This is a genomic window from Brevibacterium sanguinis (genome assembly GCF_039528855.1).
GTDB classification, from domain to species: domain Bacteria; phylum Actinomycetota; class Actinomycetes; order Actinomycetales; family Brevibacteriaceae; genus Brevibacterium; species Brevibacterium sanguinis.
Map to the genome: position 1 here is coordinate 17,512 of NZ_BAAAMB010000008.1, position 15,055 is coordinate 32,566.

Annotated in this window: 13 protein-coding genes; 6 read left to right on the forward strand and 7 right to left on the reverse strand. The window is 66.7% G+C overall.

Features of this window, described 5'->3' with window-relative positions; translation table 11 throughout:
- Positions 1 to 322 precede the first annotated feature (322 nt).
- On the forward strand, positions 323 to 1,573 hold the full coding sequence (locus ABD154_RS09170; protein WP_344251158.1) for a metallophosphoesterase family protein: 1,251 nt from the start codon (positions 323 to 325) through the stop codon (positions 1,571 to 1,573).
- Positions 1,574 to 1,694: 121 nt separating this feature from the next.
- Here ABD154_RS09170 and ABD154_RS09175 read toward each other — a convergent pair whose 3' ends face one another.
- Both ABD154_RS09175 and ABD154_RS09180 read right to left on the reverse strand, forming a co-directional pair.
- Positions 1,695 to 1,919 (reverse strand): CDGSH iron-sulfur domain-containing protein, encoded by a 225-nt coding sequence (locus ABD154_RS09175; protein WP_198499465.1) that lies wholly within the window; start codon positions 1,917 to 1,919, stop codon positions 1,695 to 1,697.
- A gap of 5 nt (positions 1,920 to 1,924) precedes the next feature.
- Positions 1,925 to 3,022, reverse strand: coding sequence for an iron-containing redox enzyme family protein (locus ABD154_RS09180; protein ID WP_211978849.1), 1,098 nt, complete (start codon positions 3,020 to 3,022; stop codon positions 1,925 to 1,927).
- Positions 3,023 to 3,288: 266 nt separating this feature from the next.
- Here ABD154_RS09180 and ABD154_RS09185 point away from each other — a divergent pair, with 266 nt between their 5' ends.
- Both ABD154_RS09185 and ABD154_RS09190 read left to right on the forward strand, forming a co-directional pair.
- Positions 3,289 to 4,788 carry a hypothetical protein gene (locus ABD154_RS09185; RefSeq protein WP_211978850.1) on the forward strand — a complete coding sequence of 500 codons (1,500 nt, stop codon included), beginning with the start codon at positions 3,289 to 3,291 and terminating at the stop codon, positions 4,786 to 4,788.
- Between the two features lie 11 nt (positions 4,789 to 4,799).
- Positions 4,800 to 6,413 (forward strand): hypothetical protein, encoded by a 1,614-nt coding sequence (locus ABD154_RS09190; RefSeq protein WP_211978851.1) that lies wholly within the window; start codon positions 4,800 to 4,802, stop codon positions 6,411 to 6,413.
- A gap of 170 nt (positions 6,414 to 6,583) precedes the next feature.
- Here the strand turns inward: ABD154_RS09190 and ABD154_RS09195 are convergent, their stop codons facing one another.
- On the reverse strand, positions 6,584 to 7,699 hold the full coding sequence (locus tag ABD154_RS09195) for a glycosyltransferase (protein ID WP_211978852.1): 1,116 nt from the start codon (positions 7,697 to 7,699) through the stop codon (positions 6,584 to 6,586).
- Positions 7,700 to 7,844: 145 nt separating this feature from the next.
- Here ABD154_RS09195 and ABD154_RS09200 point away from each other — a divergent pair, with 145 nt between their 5' ends.
- The 3 genes from ABD154_RS09200 to ABD154_RS09210 all read left to right on the forward strand — a co-directional run bounded on the left by ABD154_RS09200 (position 7,845) and on the right by ABD154_RS09210 (position 10,137).
- A complete protein-coding gene (locus ABD154_RS09200; RefSeq protein ID WP_198499459.1) occupies positions 7,845 to 8,021 on the forward strand; it encodes a hypothetical protein in 177 nt (58 codons plus the stop codon).
- Between the two features lie 69 nt (positions 8,022 to 8,090).
- Positions 8,091 to 9,617 (forward strand): hypothetical protein, encoded by a 1,527-nt coding sequence (locus ABD154_RS09205; RefSeq protein ID WP_198499458.1) that lies wholly within the window; start codon positions 8,091 to 8,093, stop codon positions 9,615 to 9,617.
- Positions 9,618 to 9,624: 7 nt separating this feature from the next.
- A complete protein-coding gene (locus ABD154_RS09210) occupies positions 9,625 to 10,137 on the forward strand; it encodes a GtrA family protein (RefSeq protein WP_198499457.1) in 513 nt (170 codons plus the stop codon).
- 58 nt (positions 10,138 to 10,195) lie between these two features.
- On the opposite strand, the gene ABD154_RS09215 is transcribed toward ABD154_RS09210, so the two are convergent.
- Genes ABD154_RS09215 through ABD154_RS09230 form a run of 4 tightly spaced genes read right to left on the reverse strand, consistent with a single transcriptional unit; the run spans position 10,196 to position 14,876 of the window.
- Positions 10,196 to 11,545 carry a DUF6716 putative glycosyltransferase gene (locus ABD154_RS09215; protein ID WP_232623674.1) on the reverse strand — a complete coding sequence of 450 codons (1,350 nt, stop codon included), beginning with the start codon at positions 11,543 to 11,545 and terminating at the stop codon, positions 10,196 to 10,198.
- Positions 11,529 to 12,512 (reverse strand): polysialyltransferase family glycosyltransferase, encoded by a 984-nt coding sequence (locus ABD154_RS09220; protein WP_198499456.1) that lies wholly within the window; start codon positions 12,510 to 12,512, stop codon positions 11,529 to 11,531. The genes ABD154_RS09215 and ABD154_RS09220 overlap by 17 nt, the downstream gene beginning before the upstream one ends.
- A 1-nt stretch (position 12,513) precedes the next feature.
- Positions 12,514 to 13,905: a polysialyltransferase family glycosyltransferase gene (locus tag ABD154_RS09225; RefSeq protein ID WP_198499455.1), complete on the reverse strand. Its 1,392-nt coding sequence runs from the start codon at positions 13,903 to 13,905 to the stop codon at positions 12,514 to 12,516.
- Positions 13,902 to 14,876 carry a glycosyltransferase family 2 protein gene (locus ABD154_RS09230; RefSeq protein WP_198499454.1) on the reverse strand — a complete coding sequence of 325 codons (975 nt, stop codon included), beginning with the start codon at positions 14,874 to 14,876 and terminating at the stop codon, positions 13,902 to 13,904. The genes ABD154_RS09225 and ABD154_RS09230 overlap by 4 nt, the downstream gene beginning before the upstream one ends.
- Positions 14,877 to 15,055 lie beyond the last annotated feature (179 nt).

The window sequence follows — 15,055 nt, forward strand, 5'->3', positions numbered from 1 at the left end:
GGTTCATGGGGGTGCTCAGTGCTCATGAGCGCAGGACCCGGCCGTGGCCGGATCTCGTCGTCGGCCCGCCGCCTGCGACGGTGGGGCAGGGGCGGGCAGTTCAGCATGTCAAATTGTCCGACTCCCGAGGGGACCCCCAGGACATAAAACGTCGCATTGGCCGGCCAACGTGACGAACGCCTCAGTGAACAGATGGGGTCGTGATTTCGTCGGCGAGAGTTACCCCGCGGTTCAGACGTGGGTCATTGTCCGTCCATAGCGTGTCTGCCCGTGGCCTCCCGCGGACCCGTGCGGAGGCGAAGACTTCTCAGAGAGGTGGACGATGAACGACGAGAACCCCCACAGCGCCGAGGCGGCCGGACACGGCGGACGCAGCGGCTGGAACCGGCGCGGCATGCTCCAGGCCGCCGGTGCCACGGCCCTCGGTGCCGGACTGGCCGGCCTCGGGGCGATGCCCGCGGCCGCGAAGCCCGGCAAGTCCAACGGCAAGGGTGCGGGGAACTCGGCGCAGGAGGGAATCGTGCGCAAGGAGCTGAAGTTCTCCTCCTCCGGGGCGTTCACGATCGTCCAGTTCAACGACACGCAGGACTCGCACCGGACCGACGTGCGCACCACCGAACTCCAGAACGCTGTGCTCGACGATGTGAAGCCGAACTTCGTCGTCATCAACGGTGACGTCATCAACGGCGGACCCGGATCGGTGACGGAGGTCAAGCAGGCGATCAACAACGTCGTCCTGCCGATGGAGCAGCGGAAGATCCCGTGGGCGCTGACCTTCGGCAACCACGATGAGGACAGCACCGGCAAGACCGGCTTCGACGAAGCCGACATGATCGCCTTCATCGACCAGTACGAGTACAACCTCAACACGACCGGTGCCGACGTCACCGGCACCTCGAACCAGGTCGTCACGGTCGCGGCCTCGAACGGCAACGCCGACGCGTTCGCGATCTGGCTCCTCGACTCCGGTCGCTACGCGCCCAAGGAGATCGCCGGGCAGAACTTCGACGGCTACCCCGACTGGGACTGGCTGCGCTACGACCAGGTCGAATGGTACGCGGAGACCTCCCGGGGACTGGAGAAGAAGGCCAAGCGCAAGGTGCCGGGCCTCGTGTTCCAGCACATCGCCCTTCACGAGCACCGGGCGATGTGGTTCTCGAGCATCGACTCGCGCACCGCCGGCGACCACGAGCGCGCCGTGAAGAAGCACAGCATCGTCGGGGAGCGCAACGAGGCCGAATGCCCGGGACCGTTCAACTCGGGGATGTTCAACGCGATGCTCGGCCGCGGCGACGTCCGCGGGCTCTTCGTCGGTCACGATCACATCAACAGCTACAGCGGCAACTACTACGGCATCGAACTCGGCTACTCGCCGGGCACCGGCTTCCAGCCCTACGGTCTGCCCGGGGCGGAGAAGAACCGGATGCGCGGTGCCCGCGTGTTCACCCTCGACGAGGGGGCCGAGGGCGTCTACACGGGGTCGGAGATCAAGTTCGCCCGTGACTACGGCATCGACACGAGCTCGGGCAACCAGCCGGGCGAGCCCGCGGAGTTCCCCTCCTACGTGAAGTGAGCTGACCCCGTGAGCTGGCGGGACTGCGCCGTCGCCGATGAGGCGGCGTGTTCGCGGTCCCGCCTTCGCCGTCAGCTCCTGGCCCGGTCCCTCCCGGCAGAGGTGCCGCCTCGGCCCTGCGTCACTCGGGTGGCGGGGGAGCCGGTGCCCGGAAGCCCACGAGGCGGTGGCTGCCATCGCAGAGGGGCGGGATTCCGCTCTTGCCGCAGCGGCACAGGGCGACGACTCCGCGGTCGGTCACGGTGTCCTCGCGACCGGGCCCGGCGAGGATCTCAAAGCTGCCGCGCACGAGGAGCGGACCGTCGGGGCAGGGGGTGATGGTCGCTGCGGGTTCGCTGTCGTCCACGGGAGTCACCCTTTCTCAGGCGCCGTCGGTGTCCGGAGAGAGGTGCGGTCGTTCTGCCAGCTCTCGAGCATGTGGGCTCCCGTCAGATCGTCGAGGTGGAGGCAGGCCCGCGCCCCGAAGAGGATGTCGGCGATGAGGCTCGGATCGTCGTCGGCGGCACCGCCGGCGAGGTCTCTGCCGGCGATCTGCTCGTGCACGGCGTCGGCTTCGACATGTTCGTCGAAGTACTCCGTGACGTCCGCGCCGCACCCGTGCCGACTGAACGCGCGCGAGTAGAGCCGGTTGGGAATCGACGAGGTCATCTCGAACGCTGCGAGATGACCGATGGTCGCTCCCCGCAGGCGCCGGTTGAGCCCGAAGAGGTTCATCGCGTTGAAGGCCGCGAGAGTGAGTGCGGGAACCTCGTCGAGGTAGTGGTCGGGTTCATCGCTGAGGCCGTAGCCGCGCATCGTGCGGGCGAAGATCTCCGCGTGGACCCGGTCGGGGGAGCCGCCGCCGTACTCGTCGGCCTGGATCTCGACGAGTGCTGCCTTGGCGCGTCCCCGCAGGCGAGGGATCGCCCACGAATGGGCGTCGGCCTCCCGGAGCGTGTAGATCGATTTGTGGATGAGTAACTCCCGCAGCTGTTCTGCGGTCGCATGACGCGACGCCCAGGTCGCCAGCGTCGGCTGCGTGACCTCGGCAGTCATCGCGAAGAGGACCTCTGAGACTTCCTCTCCGCTGTTCGGCAACGGGTCCGCCGTGGCGGTGCGCTCTCGCAGGGCGGCTTCGAAGGGCTCCTCGACGCTCCGGCGCAGCGCGATCAGACGCGGATCCCACTCGAAGTCCCCGCGGACGAAGGGGGCGGGTCCGATGTGGAGCAGGTGGAGGAGGAACAGCGACAGCTGGAGGTCCTCGTCGCCGACGATGTCCGGCGTCTCCCGCAGCGCCACCGTGGCCGCTTCGTCAAGGCGCTGCCACAGCGGGGCGGCTTCCTCGCTCTCCTCGTGGGCGAGCACTGCGAGCAGCGCCGCACTCAGCGGCCCTCGCGGTTCGGGGACGCCTCCTGGCAGTGTTGTCGCCGCAGTTGGGTCTGCTGCCGGCTCGATGGGGGTGGTCGTCATCTCTGCTCCCGTCTCTCCCGCGCGGTTTCGTCTCGTCTCAGGGTGCAATCTTCCTTGTTCGATGAAATAGCACGCCAGGCGATCGGTCAAGTGCCATCGCGCCGCGCAGAGGTCGGACCGCCTCGGCGAGTTTCGTCACAGACGAGCACGGGATCGCCAGGTGGGCGCCGTGATGGGCCGGGCCGGCGGCGCCGATGGGATAGAGTCGATGAGGTTGTTTTTCTGCGCGCGGTGACCCGGGCGCTGATTCCTCGAAGGACCTGCTCATGCCCTCGCCCGAAATCCTCTCTGCTCCGACGCACGTCGATTCGACGACGCGTCCTGACTATCGGTCGACCCGGGCGCGGATCCACCTTGCGCTGCTCATCGTCGTCACCGGTCTGCTCGCCATCGGCACCTCCGTGGTCTTCGCACCGGGCGGAATGAACCCGGACACCCGATGGCAGCTGCTTCAGGTCCTCGGCAACGAGCCGCTCTCGGACTGGCATCCGGCGATCATGACGATCACCTGGATGTGGCTGGCGGAGCTGACCGGGCACGCCTCGGCGGTGCTCTACGTCCAGGTGCTGCTCATGTTCGTCACCGGGTTCGGGTTCGCCCTCTACCTCTTCGATGTCACCCGGTCGCGGGCCTGGTCCTGGGTCGGTCTGCTCTTCCTCCTCGCCCCGCACCTCTTCACGTACATCGGCGTGCTGTGGAAGGACACGCAGATGGCGGAGATGTTCTTCGCTGCCGTCGTCTGCGCGCTGCTCGCGCAGCGGTTCAAGCGTCTGCGGTGGATTCTGCTCATCATCGGTCTCCTTGCCCTGACGTATGGGACCGCGGTGCGCAAGAACGCGTTCTTCGCCGTGCTGCCGCTCATCTATCTGCTCTCCTTCTCCGTCTTCGCGATCCGCTCCGCGCGTCCGCGGACGACGTGGCGGAAGCGGCTGCTCTCCCCGGCGTTCGCGGCGACGACGGCTGCGGTGCTCGTCCTCGTCCTCGGGTCGGGGGCGATCCTCAACGCGATCTATCAGCCGCTCAAGACCCACCAGGTGTCCCAGGTGATGCTCGACGACGTCGTCTTCACGGTGCCCGGCTCGGAGCTGAGGACCACCGAGATGGACCCGCAGCTGCGGGAGAACCTCCTGGCCGCCCAGAAGGTCTGCCGGGAGAAGGACGCCTATGAGGACTCCTACTGGCGCTGCTACGGGCGCGGGGCCGACGGGATCTACACCGCGATCGAACATGTCGACGAGCTGCAGGACCTGTGGATGCGGACGGTGCTCACGCGACCCGACCGCTACCTCCTCTACCGCACGCAGACCTTCTCCCATCTCCTCTTCGACAACTACACCGACTGGGACGGCACGACGGTCGAGAACGACCTGGGCTGGGAGACGAAGTACAAACAGGCCAACGATGCCGCGGAGACCTACGTCGAGAAGTTCGGGGCGCGGGATCTCTCGTGGCTGTTCACCGGGTGGTTCTGGCTGCTGGCCGCGGTGCTCGGCCTCGTCTGCCTCCGTCATGTCCGGCGCCTCGAGGCCTCATCCGGTCTCGCCCACCTGACGACGACGGTGACAACCCTGAGTCTGTCCTCGCTCATCTACATCGTCGGGTACTTCCCGATCGTGCCGGCCAACCACTTCCGCTACATCTACTGGCCCGCGCTGGCGATGAGCATGGCCGCCATCATGCTCGCCGCCGCCGGCTCGCTGGCGTGGAAGGCGAAGCGCCGATCCGAGCCGGGTGCCGGAGCCGACCCGGCTGAGCCAACCCCCTGAAGGATCCCCACATGCACTCTGCCGACCACCCGACGTCCGACCGGCCTGCCGCGGCGCTGCGACCCGACTACCGCTCTGCCTCGGCCCGGATCCATCTGGCTGTCCTCGGCATCGTCGCGCTCGTGCTCGCGATCGGCACCAGTCTCGCCTTCGCGCCGGGCGGCATGTATGCGGACACGCGCTGGCAGCTGCATCAGGTGCTCGGCAACGAACAGCTCTCGGATTGGCATCCGGCGATCATGACGATCACGTGGACGTGGCTGTTCGACCTCACCGGACACGCCTCGGCGATCCTCTACGCCCAGGTGTTCCTCATGTTCGGCATCGGCCTGGGCTTCGCGCTCTACCTCTACGACGTCACGCGGTCCCGTGCCTGGTCGTTTGCGGGGTTGGGATTCCTGCTGCTGCCGAACATCTTCACCTACATCGGTGTGCTGTGGAAGGACACGCAGATGGCGGAGGCGTTCTTCGCCGCCGTCGTCTGCGCGCTGCTCGCGCAGCGGTTCAGGCGCCTGCGCTGGCTGCTCCTGGCTGTCGGTCTTGTGGCGCTGACTTACGGCACCGCGGTGCGCAAGAACGCGTTCTTCGCCGTGCTGCCGCTCATCTGGCTGCTGGCGTTCTCGACGTGGACGATCTGGTCGGCCCGGATCGCGCGCTCGTCGCAGCGCGCCGAGGCGGAGGCGACGGCGACCTCGGGACCGTCTCCGGCTGTCGCAGAGGTGGCCGCCGCCGAGTCCGGACAGCGCGCCGAGGCGGGGCGGCCGCTGTGGAGGCGGATCCTCGCTCTGCCGTTCGTCGTCCTCACGGGAGCGGTGCTCGTCCTCGTCATCGGTTCGGGGGCGATCCTCAATGCGGTGTATCAGCCGCTCAAGACGCATCAGGTGTCACAGGTGATGCTCGACGACGTCCTCTTCACCATTCCGGCTGCCGAGCTCAAGACCCTCGACACCGACCCGGATCTGCGGGACCGGCTCGTCACCGCGCAGGCCAAGTGCCGTGAGGCGGGGTCGTACGAGGACGCGTACTGGCGCTGCTACGGGCAGGGGGCCGACGGCATCTACACGGCCATCGACCACACCGAGGAGCTCCAGGACGTCTGGCTGTCCGAGGTCGTCACCCGTCCCGATCGCTACCTCATCTATCGCACGCAGACGTTCTCGCATTTCCTCTTCGACAACTACGCCGAGTGGGGCGGAACGATCGTGGAGAACCCGATGGGCTGGGAGGTGAAGTACAAGCAGCTCAACGATGCCGCGCAGACCTATGTCGAGAAGTTCGGCATGGAGGACCTGCCGTGGCTGTTCACCGGCTGGTTCTGGACGCTGCTGTCCGTCGTCGCCCTTGTCGCCCACCGGCGGATTCGCCGCCTGGGGGAGGCCGCTGGCTGGGGGCACCTGTCGACGGCGGTGACGGCGATGAGCCTGTCGACGCTGATCTACGTCGTCGGCTACTTCCCGATCGTGCCGGCCAACCACTACCGGTACGTCTACTGGCCGGCCATGGTGATGACGATGTGCGCGATCATGATCGCTGCCGCCGCACAGATGGCGTGGAGGGCGAAGCGTCGGAGGACCGTGAAGGTCGACGCAGGCGCCGAGGCGGGGCGAGGGAACGACGACGTCTGACGGCCCGTGAGGTGAGGCGGCCGAGGCAAGCGGTCGTCCGAGAGCAGAGAACGCCCCTTCCTGATGGACGGGGCGTTCTGTGATGCGGGGGCTGGGACTGGCCCTAGTCGCTGGGACCGGCGCCGTATCGCTGGAGCTGTGGAGCGGAGCCGGATTGTCGGGCGGTCGACTCAGGGGCGGGTGACGTGCAGCCGGTTCCGCGGTGCGGTGCTGCTCGACCCTGACTCCGACGCCGACTGCGGCTTCGGGGACGTCTCGCTCGACTCCTGGGCCGGGCGCTCGATGGGCGCGTCGCGCTCGTCCCGGTCGTCCGATACCGGCGTGGCGGACTTGAGTTCCGGGATGACCGGGGCGACTGCCTGCAGGCCGAGGTAGTGGAGGCGCGCGAGCTCTCGACGACCACGGCGGATGCCGTCGAGGATGAGTCCGATGCTGCCCATGAGGATCGCCAGGAGCATGAGGATCGCTGCGAGGAACGCCGTCGGGAAGCGGGGGACGAGGCCGGTGTTGAAGTATTCGACGATCACCGGGATGCCGAGGATGAGCGAGAGCGCGCCGAAGATCAGCGTGAGCAGGCCGTAGTAGAGCCGGGGCCTCTCGTGCTGGACGAGCTGGGTGATGAGGCCGAGGATGCGGAAGCCGTCTCCGAAGGTCGAGAGCTTCGACTCGCTGCCGTCGGGGCGGTCGCGGAAGCCGACGGGGTATTCGGCGCTCGGCAGGCGCAGGGCCATCATGTGGACGGTGAGCTCGGTCTCGATCTCGAAGCGCTTGCTGATCGCCGGGAACGACTTGACGAAACGACGGGAGAAGACCCGGTAGCCCGAGAGCATGTCGGTGACATGCGACTTGAACAGGCGGCTGGTGAGCCGGTTGAACATCTTGTTGCCCGACTCGTGACCGGGCCGGTACGACGAGGTCTCCTGGGTGTCCTGCCGGACCCCGAGCACATGATCGTAGGGTCCCTCGAGGAGCAGATCGATCATCGCCGGCAGATCGGCGGCCTCGTACGTGTCATCGCCGTCGATGGTGACGTAGATGTCGGCTTCGATGTCGGAGAACGCCCGGCGGATCACGTTGCCCTTGCCGGTGAAGTACTCGTGGCGGACGACCGCACCGGCGGCGAGGGCCTCCTCGACGGTGCGATCGGTGCTGTTGTTGTCGTAGACGTAGACCGTCATCTCGGGAACTGCGGCCGAGAGATCACGCACGACCTTGCCGATCGTGATCTCCTCGTTGTGGCACGGCACGATCGCCGCGATGCGCAGTCCGGTGGGACGGTCGGTCATATGAAGCTCCTTGGGGATGCCGTGAGTGCGTGCGAGGGTGCACAGGGCTCCGGCAATTATAGCCAGTTGCCAGGATCGACACACCGGACGCTCAGCTTCCTCGTGGGCGTCACCAGGGGCGGCGGCCCGCGGGCGAACTCCACCTGTGGTGAAGCGCACAGGCGCGGGCGGCGGACAGCCGTCTTCGGCGGTGCCGGACGACGACGTCGCTCTCACCCGATCGGTGCTGCATGGCGAACAGGTGAAGTGTCGAGGAAGCATCTGTGAAGTCGTGCGGATTCCGGCGCTGCGCGCGGTCGGCGCGGTTACGGTGGTCGCTTGACTGAGTCACCGGGCCCGGCGACTGCGCGGCCCGATCCCCGACCTCGACATCAGTCGCTGAGGAGCCCCCATGAACTCTGCGCGATCGATAGCCCGTTCGGGCTGGGTGTGGGACGTCGTCCTCGGTGGCCTGAGCATCGGGTGGGCTGTCGTCTTCGTGCGCCTCTACGCCCCCGGTCGCGTCAACGTCGACATCGCCAACCAGTACGCCCAGGCGACGGGCGCGATCCCGTTCTCCGACTGGCACCCGCCCGTCATGGCCGTCGTGTGGCGCGGCCTCATCGACCTCACCGGTGAGCAGGCGAGCCTGTTCGTCCTCCAGACCGGTCTCATCGCCGCGTCGTGCTGGGTGCTCGGTGTCATCATCCACCGCTGCGGCGCGCCGAGGTGGGTCAGCCTTCTTGGTCCCGCCGTCATGGCGACCCCGTGGACGCTGTCGCAGATGTCGATGCTGTGGAAGGACACGCAGATGGCCGCGGCGCTGCTCGCCACCGTCATGCTGCTCACCGTCGCCCGCCTCGTGCCGAAGACGTGGCTGCTGTGGGTGCCGGCGCTCGGTCTGCTTATCTACGCGGTCGGACTGCGCAAGAACGCCGTGTTCGCGATCATCCCGATCGCCGTCTACCTCGGGTGGTGCCTCGTCACGGCACTCGCTGCGCGGCGGAGTCGACGTCGCGAGACGCCCGGTTTCGAGGCGCCCCCGTCTCGCCGGACACGGGTGCGCTCGGTGCTCGCCACCGCCTCGGCGGGAGTCGTCGTCCTCATCATCCTGGTCGGCGGGGTGAAGGCCAGTGACGCGATCATCGCCGCCCGCTACGATGTCCAGCCCACCGGGCAGATCTCACAGGTCCTCCTCGACGATGTGATGTTCTCAGTGCCCGACAAGGAGCTCATGGCCTCCGACGCGCCCCCGGAGCTCAAAGCGAAGATCGGTCAAGCCCGTCCGAAGTGTCTGCAGATGGGGGAGATCTGGGATGCGTACTGGAACTGCTACGGCAAGGGCGCGACCGGTGAGAACTTCAGCCCGATCGCCGACCAGGACGCACTCAGGCAGCTCTGGCTGGACACCGTCATCACCCACCCGCTGCGCTACGCCGAGTATCGGGCGACCGTGTTCTCCTATTACTTCTTCTCCTCCAGCCTCGAGTACTGGCCCGCGGAATGGCATGGGGAGGGGACGAAGGTCGGCATCGCACAGGGCGATGAGAAGGCCGACTACCTCTTCCGCCCGTATGTCGAGGACTTCGCCCTGGCCACGTTCCCGATGGTGTTCAAGCCGTGGTTCTGGTGTCTGCTGGCGGTGCTCCTCGTCGTCGCCGCGCGTCACCTGAGACCAACCGATCGCGCCGGGGTGGCTTGCTCCGGAGGCCCTCGACCGGCCCCCAGCGTCGTCCCGGAGATCGTGATGCTCGCCACCTCGGCGCTGTGCTATGTCGCCGGTTACTTCCCGATCGTGCCGGCCAACCACTTCCGATACACCTTCTGGCCTGCACTTGCGGTGACGGTCGGCGTGGTCCTCGCCCTGGGAATGTGGTCAGCGCGACGTCGAATCGCACGAGCACGTTCAGCGAGTCCGGAAGCGGACGACTTAGAGTAGAGCTGTCATGCAAGAGTCTGTCTCGATCCGGCTTCGGCACCTCGCGGTGGAAGCCTTCAAATTCCTCACCGTCGGCGGCGTCGGTTTCATCGTCGACGTCGGACTCTCGAACCTCCTCACCTACGGGCTCGGCCCAGTCCCCGCGCTTCTCGAGGGCAGCCCCATCAAGGCGAAGATCATCTCGACGATCGCCGCGATGATCGTCGTGTGGATCGGCAACAAGCTGTGGACCTACGGTGATCGCACCACGGACTCCAATGTCCGCGGCATCATCCTCTTCATCGCCGTCAACCTCGCCGGCATGGCGATCTCCGTCATCCCGCTCGGCGTCACGTGGTACCTGCTCAACATGCGCGACCAGCTCACGTACAACATCTCGACGAACGTCATCGGCATCGCCCTGGCCATGGCCTTCCGGTTCTATGCGTACCGGACGTGGGTGTTCAAAGAGGCATCCCCTGCCGCCGAGGTGGTCGTCGAACTCGACGAATCGAGCTCGGTCACCGACGACCGCAACTGAGAGTCACGCCCCGCTCCTGGAGCTGTCGAACGTCGTTTTGCGTCCCGATGCGGCGTGCTCAGCGGCCGTACCGGATGCGGCGGTAGGCCCTGACGATGACAGGCGGGGTGAAGATGCGGGCTTCGGCGCGCAGCAGCATCCGCTTCTGCTTGAGCACGGCCTTCCGGCGATTCGGCAGCTGACCGGTGCGGGACCGGGTGGCGAGCAGGCCGAGACTGCGTCTCAGACTTCCGTCATCGATGTGGAAGTAGTTTCTCGCCAGCCACTCCTCGCTGGGAAAGCCGATCCTGCCCGCCGCGACATCGGCGAGACTGCCGGTCGCGCCCGAATCCGCGAAGACCTCGTTGAGCAGTGCCCGGTCGAAGCCGAAATCCGCGATGAGCAGAGTGGGAATGCCGCGGTCGATCGATTCGAGTGCCGCCGTGGACGAGAGCGTGACGAGCGCCGAACCGGGGGTGAGGAACGCCGTGAGCGGACCGTAGCCGATCTCGAGTCGATCGGCTCCGGGCACCTCGCGAGCCTTGAGCTCGTCGATGATCTCGAAGTACGAGTGCTGCTCGCGGTGCGTTTCGTGCTCGCCCGGCCGGGACCGCATCTTCACGACAGTGCGGGAATCCGGGTGCCGGAGGGCGAACTCCGCGAGGGCGGCGATGATCGACTCCCGCTCGGCGGCTGAATCCGGCACCTTCGCCTGTGGGGCGAAGACCAGGGTCGTCGGCGCTGTTGTCGGTGACCCGGCGACCGGGCGCTCCGGTACCCCCGGCGACCGCAGCATCGGGAGGCGGGCGAGGAGGATGTCGGCGGGCACCCGTCGCAGCGCGCTCACGGCCCGGTACTCGTCCACCTCGGTGAACGAGTGGGCGAGGAACGCATCCATGAGCCTGCGGTAGTTCATCCCCTTGCCGCTGGCCGGCAGTCCCATCCCGGGCAGTCCCGAGACGAGCGCGGGACGCGGTTCGAGTGCACTGGCCGTGAGGAACAGCTGGGCGACGATGGGACCGGTGGCCGCACCGAGGACGATGTCGGGGGCGTGATTGGCGATGACCTCGCCGAGTTCGCTGCGGCTGATGATCGGAACCTCATGGCCCTCCCACGCGGTACCGGCGATCGCATGGGTGATCTGCTCGTTCGTGGGCAGGATCGGATTGTCGATGAGGTAGACGTGGGCTTCGACATCGGGCAGTGTGCTCAGCAGCTGAGTCGCCCATTTGAGGTACGACTCGCTGTCGGAGACGGAGACGACGCTGATCGTCTCCCGATCCGTGCGGGCGGACGCGGAGTTCTCGGCACCGACGGGGCGAACAGTGTCAGCGGGAGTCGCCGGGGTGCCGGCAGGATGCGGCATGACGGTGTCGGCCACCGGAGTCTCGTGCTCGGAGGCGTGAGGGGAATCAGGAATCGAGATCACCGGCCACAGTCTGCGCATTGAGGGACGTACGCAGACTATCGGGAGACGTCCCGGTCCACCATTCGCCGGGAATCTCCGTGACATCGATGCGGACATCGGGGTTGAGCACCGCGAGGGAGACTGCCGCCGTGCTCGGGAGGCTGCGGATCACCGATTCGGCCGGCAGGTTGATCAGACGCAGTTCGATCGGCAGTCCGACGTGTTTGATCCGCACCCGCTCGTCAGCTCCGAGCTTCGTGAGGAACTCCGCGGACTCCCGACGGTGCGGGTAGTAGGTGATCGGACCGGCGGCGAGCAGACCGTCGAGCCAGGCGAGGTAGGCCTCTTCGCGGATGAGTCCGTCAGCGGCCAGCGAGGACCCGATGACCGGAGTGTCGCGCGAATGGCTGCCGCCGGTGGGCAGCGACTGGAGGTGTTCGAAGCGATGCCGGGTGATCTCCGCCCCGGTGCGCAGAAAGGCGTTGCGCAGCGCCTTCGGCACGGGAAGTGCGGTGTGCCAGCGGAGCTTGCCCCCGGACGCCAGGCCGCGCAGCCGGTCGGCGACATAGGCGGCCATGACCTCCCGGGACGGTTTGAGCTTCTGACGCGGGCGCACGAGCGGACCCCGCTTGGCGGCGAGGGTCTCGATCGTCGAATACGTCGCCAGCCCGTCATCGAGGATGACGATCTCCGGCATCCGCCTCTCCAGATACGCCATCGACAGCGCTTTGTGCACCTGGCCCGAGCAGGCGTCACCGATGTAGATCCTGGTCGGCGACATCTTCCTCAGGATGCCCGGCTTGGCTCCCTCACGTTCGAGGCGAACGCGCTTGGGCAGCCAGGCAGGGTCGAAGGCGTCGAGGAACGAGGTCATCCCCTTGGCATTCGCGCGAGCTCGGATGAGCAGCTCCTCGTGCGGTTCGTGCGCTTCGAGCGCGGAGAGGAACTGGAGAGGCGATTCTGCGAAAGCGATCGCCGTGCGAGCCATGTCAGCGGCGTCCGGTCAGCTTGGCGACGTCGATCTTGATCCCACGGCGGTCGAGCTTCGACAGCGCGGACTTCGCATTCTTGCGCAGGATCCGCTTCCCCGTGCGCAGCACTCGTCCGCGGTTCGACGCCTCGAGGCTGCCCGGCAGATCGAGGCGGGTGAGGCGCTTGCGCTTGAAGTACACCATGTCGCCCGTACCGACAGCCGCCGTGAGGAAACGCTCGGCGGGTTCCCGCAGGTGAGTCATGATGGTCGACTGCATGCAGTAGGTGACGGCGTCGATAAGGGCGTTGAAGTCCCTGAGTCCGCGGCCGCCCGGGCGGTCCTCGAGGACATAGCCGCCGCGATTGAGCGCATCGACGATCGTCAGCGGGATGCGGTTGCTGTTCTGATACGGGGCGATCCGCTCGAGGAGCAGCTCCGTGCCGACGACAGCGGTCGCGGTTCCGTACAGTGCCTGGGTGGTCACTAGCCCGGTGGAGAAGCACGAGACGACGAGCCGCGGCTGCGTCCGCGATGCCACCACCTCGGCGAGGACGGGCACATCGGCGAGGACGAAGCGCAGGCCGAGGGCCTCCGCGCGCCGCCTCAGCGGTTCGGCGACGGTCCGGGCGGATGTCGGGTGGGGCTTGAAGATCACCGTGCCCACTCCGCGCTTCTTCACCTCGTCGAGCATGTCGAGGTGGAGCTGGATCTCCTCCTCCTCGGTGATGAGCTCGATCTCCGCAAGGTACTGGCCGAGGACCAGGGCGCTGTCGTCGATCGGGGCCGACAGGCCAGCGGCGGTCAGGGCGTCGTCGGATTCCCGGGCCATCTCCTCGATGACCGGACGAAGTTCGTCGACGGTCAGGGCGATCCGATTCGGAGCGTGTTCGGCGAGCTGTCGGGGCATGACTCCGGGCAGCAAGTCGGTGTAGTGGACGTTCTCGAGGCGCTGCCAGAGCGGACGTCCGAGCGGATTGCGGACCGGTCCGTAGCTCATCAGGCCGTCGGAGTGCACGGAGATCGGCGCGTCGGCGAAGACCTGGGTGAGCGCGTGGGCCGGGTGACCGGGCAGCGACTCGACGACAAGCGAGATGTCCTCGTCGGGGGAGAGCGACCACAGGTGTTCGAGCAGCGTGCGCATGATCGGTGCCCGCGTCGGTGAGATGCCGAACTGCTTGGGGTGGCTCGGCCAGATGGCGGCATTCCAATCGACGACCGAATCGAACCGACTGAGCAGGGTTGCGGCGCCGAGCAGGTCGATCGCCGACGGGGTGATCTCAGGCGCGTAGGCGTTGTTGGCGACCACGAGGATGCGGCGCTCGTCCGCCGGCCCGAAGTGACCGGCGTCGATGTTCGCGGCCACGTTGGCGAGCTGATACAGGGTGGAGACCTGGATGAGCTGTGTCATGCCTGTGCCCTCCTCAGAACCGGGGCGATGACCGGAACGCGGTCGTCGCCGAACTTCTCGACCACCCGATCGACGAGTTCGGGTTTGATCATCTTGACGTTCGTCGTCGCACCGGCGAACAGCTTCTGCTTCACCTCGGCGGTCATCTGGTCCGACCGTTTGACGAGCTGGTGGTAGAGGATCGACAGGAAGTTCCGCACGGCCTTCGTTTCGAACTCGTCGATCTCCGGATCGCTCTCGAGCATCGCGAAGACAGTCCGGAAGGCCGGGATGAAGTCGAGCTGCCGTTCGTCGTAGATCGAGGTCAGCGACGTCGACATTCCCTTGCGATAGCACAGGCCCGCGGAGTTGATGACGGCGAACGAATCCGACTCGAGGTGCTGTCGCCACGTCCAGGGGCGGTCCTCGCAGGTTCGCAGGGCGGGATCGAAGGTGAGCAGGCCGCGATCGGCCATGCTGCGGGTGAAGATGCCTGTCCAGCACGCCGGGTAGTCGACCATCGTCGGCATGTTCGCGGGCATGATGTAGTCGCGCGGATTCAGCGGACGGTTCCGGAGAGCACAGGGCGCCTGATTGAGGCTGCGCTTGGTGCCTTCGACGAGCACGTAGTCGATCTTGACGAAGTCGACGCCGAGCCCGGTGATCGCATCCGTCATCTTCCGCAGGTGACCCGGCGCGTACCAGTCGTCACCGTCGAGGTAGGTGATGGTCTGGCCGGTGGAGGCCTCGAGCGCGAGGTTGCGCGATGCCGAGACGCCGAGCGAGGTGGGGTTCTCGATCGTCACCATATTGAGCTTGTCCTCGTATTCGGCGATGACCTCGGCCGAATGGTCGTCCGATCCGTCGTTGACGACGAGGACTTCGAGTTCATCGGGGGTGAACCCCTGCATGGTCAAGCTCTTGAGACTGCTCCCAATGGTCTGTTCGGCGTTCTTCGCCGCGATGATGACGCTGGTCAGGGGAGTGGTCATGGGGTCCTTTCGCTGCTGAGCACGGCCGCAGGGGAGTGCCGCACGTGCATGGGCTCAGACGATGGTAGACATGACTGAGTAACAGCAGGTGACGACAGGGTTAACGACGCGGTCCGAGGAGTTCACCGAAGGTTGGCCTCGATGGTCCTGTGCGCATGCGGAAACCGCCCCGCCGGACT

Excerpts from the sequence above, each read along its gene's own strand:
- ABD154_RS09170 (WP_344251158.1), top strand. The coding sequence starts at position 323 with ATGAACGACGAGAACCCCCACAGCGCCGAGGCGGCCGGACACGGCGGA.
- ABD154_RS09180 (WP_211978849.1), bottom strand. The coding sequence starts at position 3,022 with ATGACGACCACCCCCATCGAGCCGGCAGCAGACCCAACTGCGGCGACA.
- ABD154_RS09185 (WP_211978850.1), top strand. The coding sequence starts at position 3,289 with ATGCCCTCGCCCGAAATCCTCTCTGCTCCGACGCACGTCGATTCGACG.
- ABD154_RS09190 (WP_211978851.1), top strand. The coding sequence starts at position 4,800 with ATGCACTCTGCCGACCACCCGACGTCCGACCGGCCTGCCGCGGCGCTG.
- ABD154_RS09195 (WP_211978852.1), bottom strand. The coding sequence starts at position 7,699 with ATGACCGACCGTCCCACCGGACTGCGCATCGCGGCGATCGTGCCGTGC.
- ABD154_RS09205 (WP_198499458.1), top strand. The coding sequence starts at position 8,091 with ATGAACTCTGCGCGATCGATAGCCCGTTCGGGCTGGGTGTGGGACGTC.
- ABD154_RS09210 (WP_198499457.1), top strand. The coding sequence starts at position 9,625 with ATGCAAGAGTCTGTCTCGATCCGGCTTCGGCACCTCGCGGTGGAAGCC.
- ABD154_RS09220 (WP_198499456.1), bottom strand. The coding sequence starts at position 12,512 with ATGGCTCGCACGGCGATCGCTTTCGCAGAATCGCCTCTCCAGTTCCTC.
- ABD154_RS09225 (WP_198499455.1), bottom strand. The coding sequence starts at position 13,905 with ATGACACAGCTCATCCAGGTCTCCACCCTGTATCAGCTCGCCAACGTG.
- ABD154_RS09230 (WP_198499454.1), bottom strand. The coding sequence starts at position 14,876 with ATGACCACTCCCCTGACCAGCGTCATCATCGCGGCGAAGAACGCCGAA.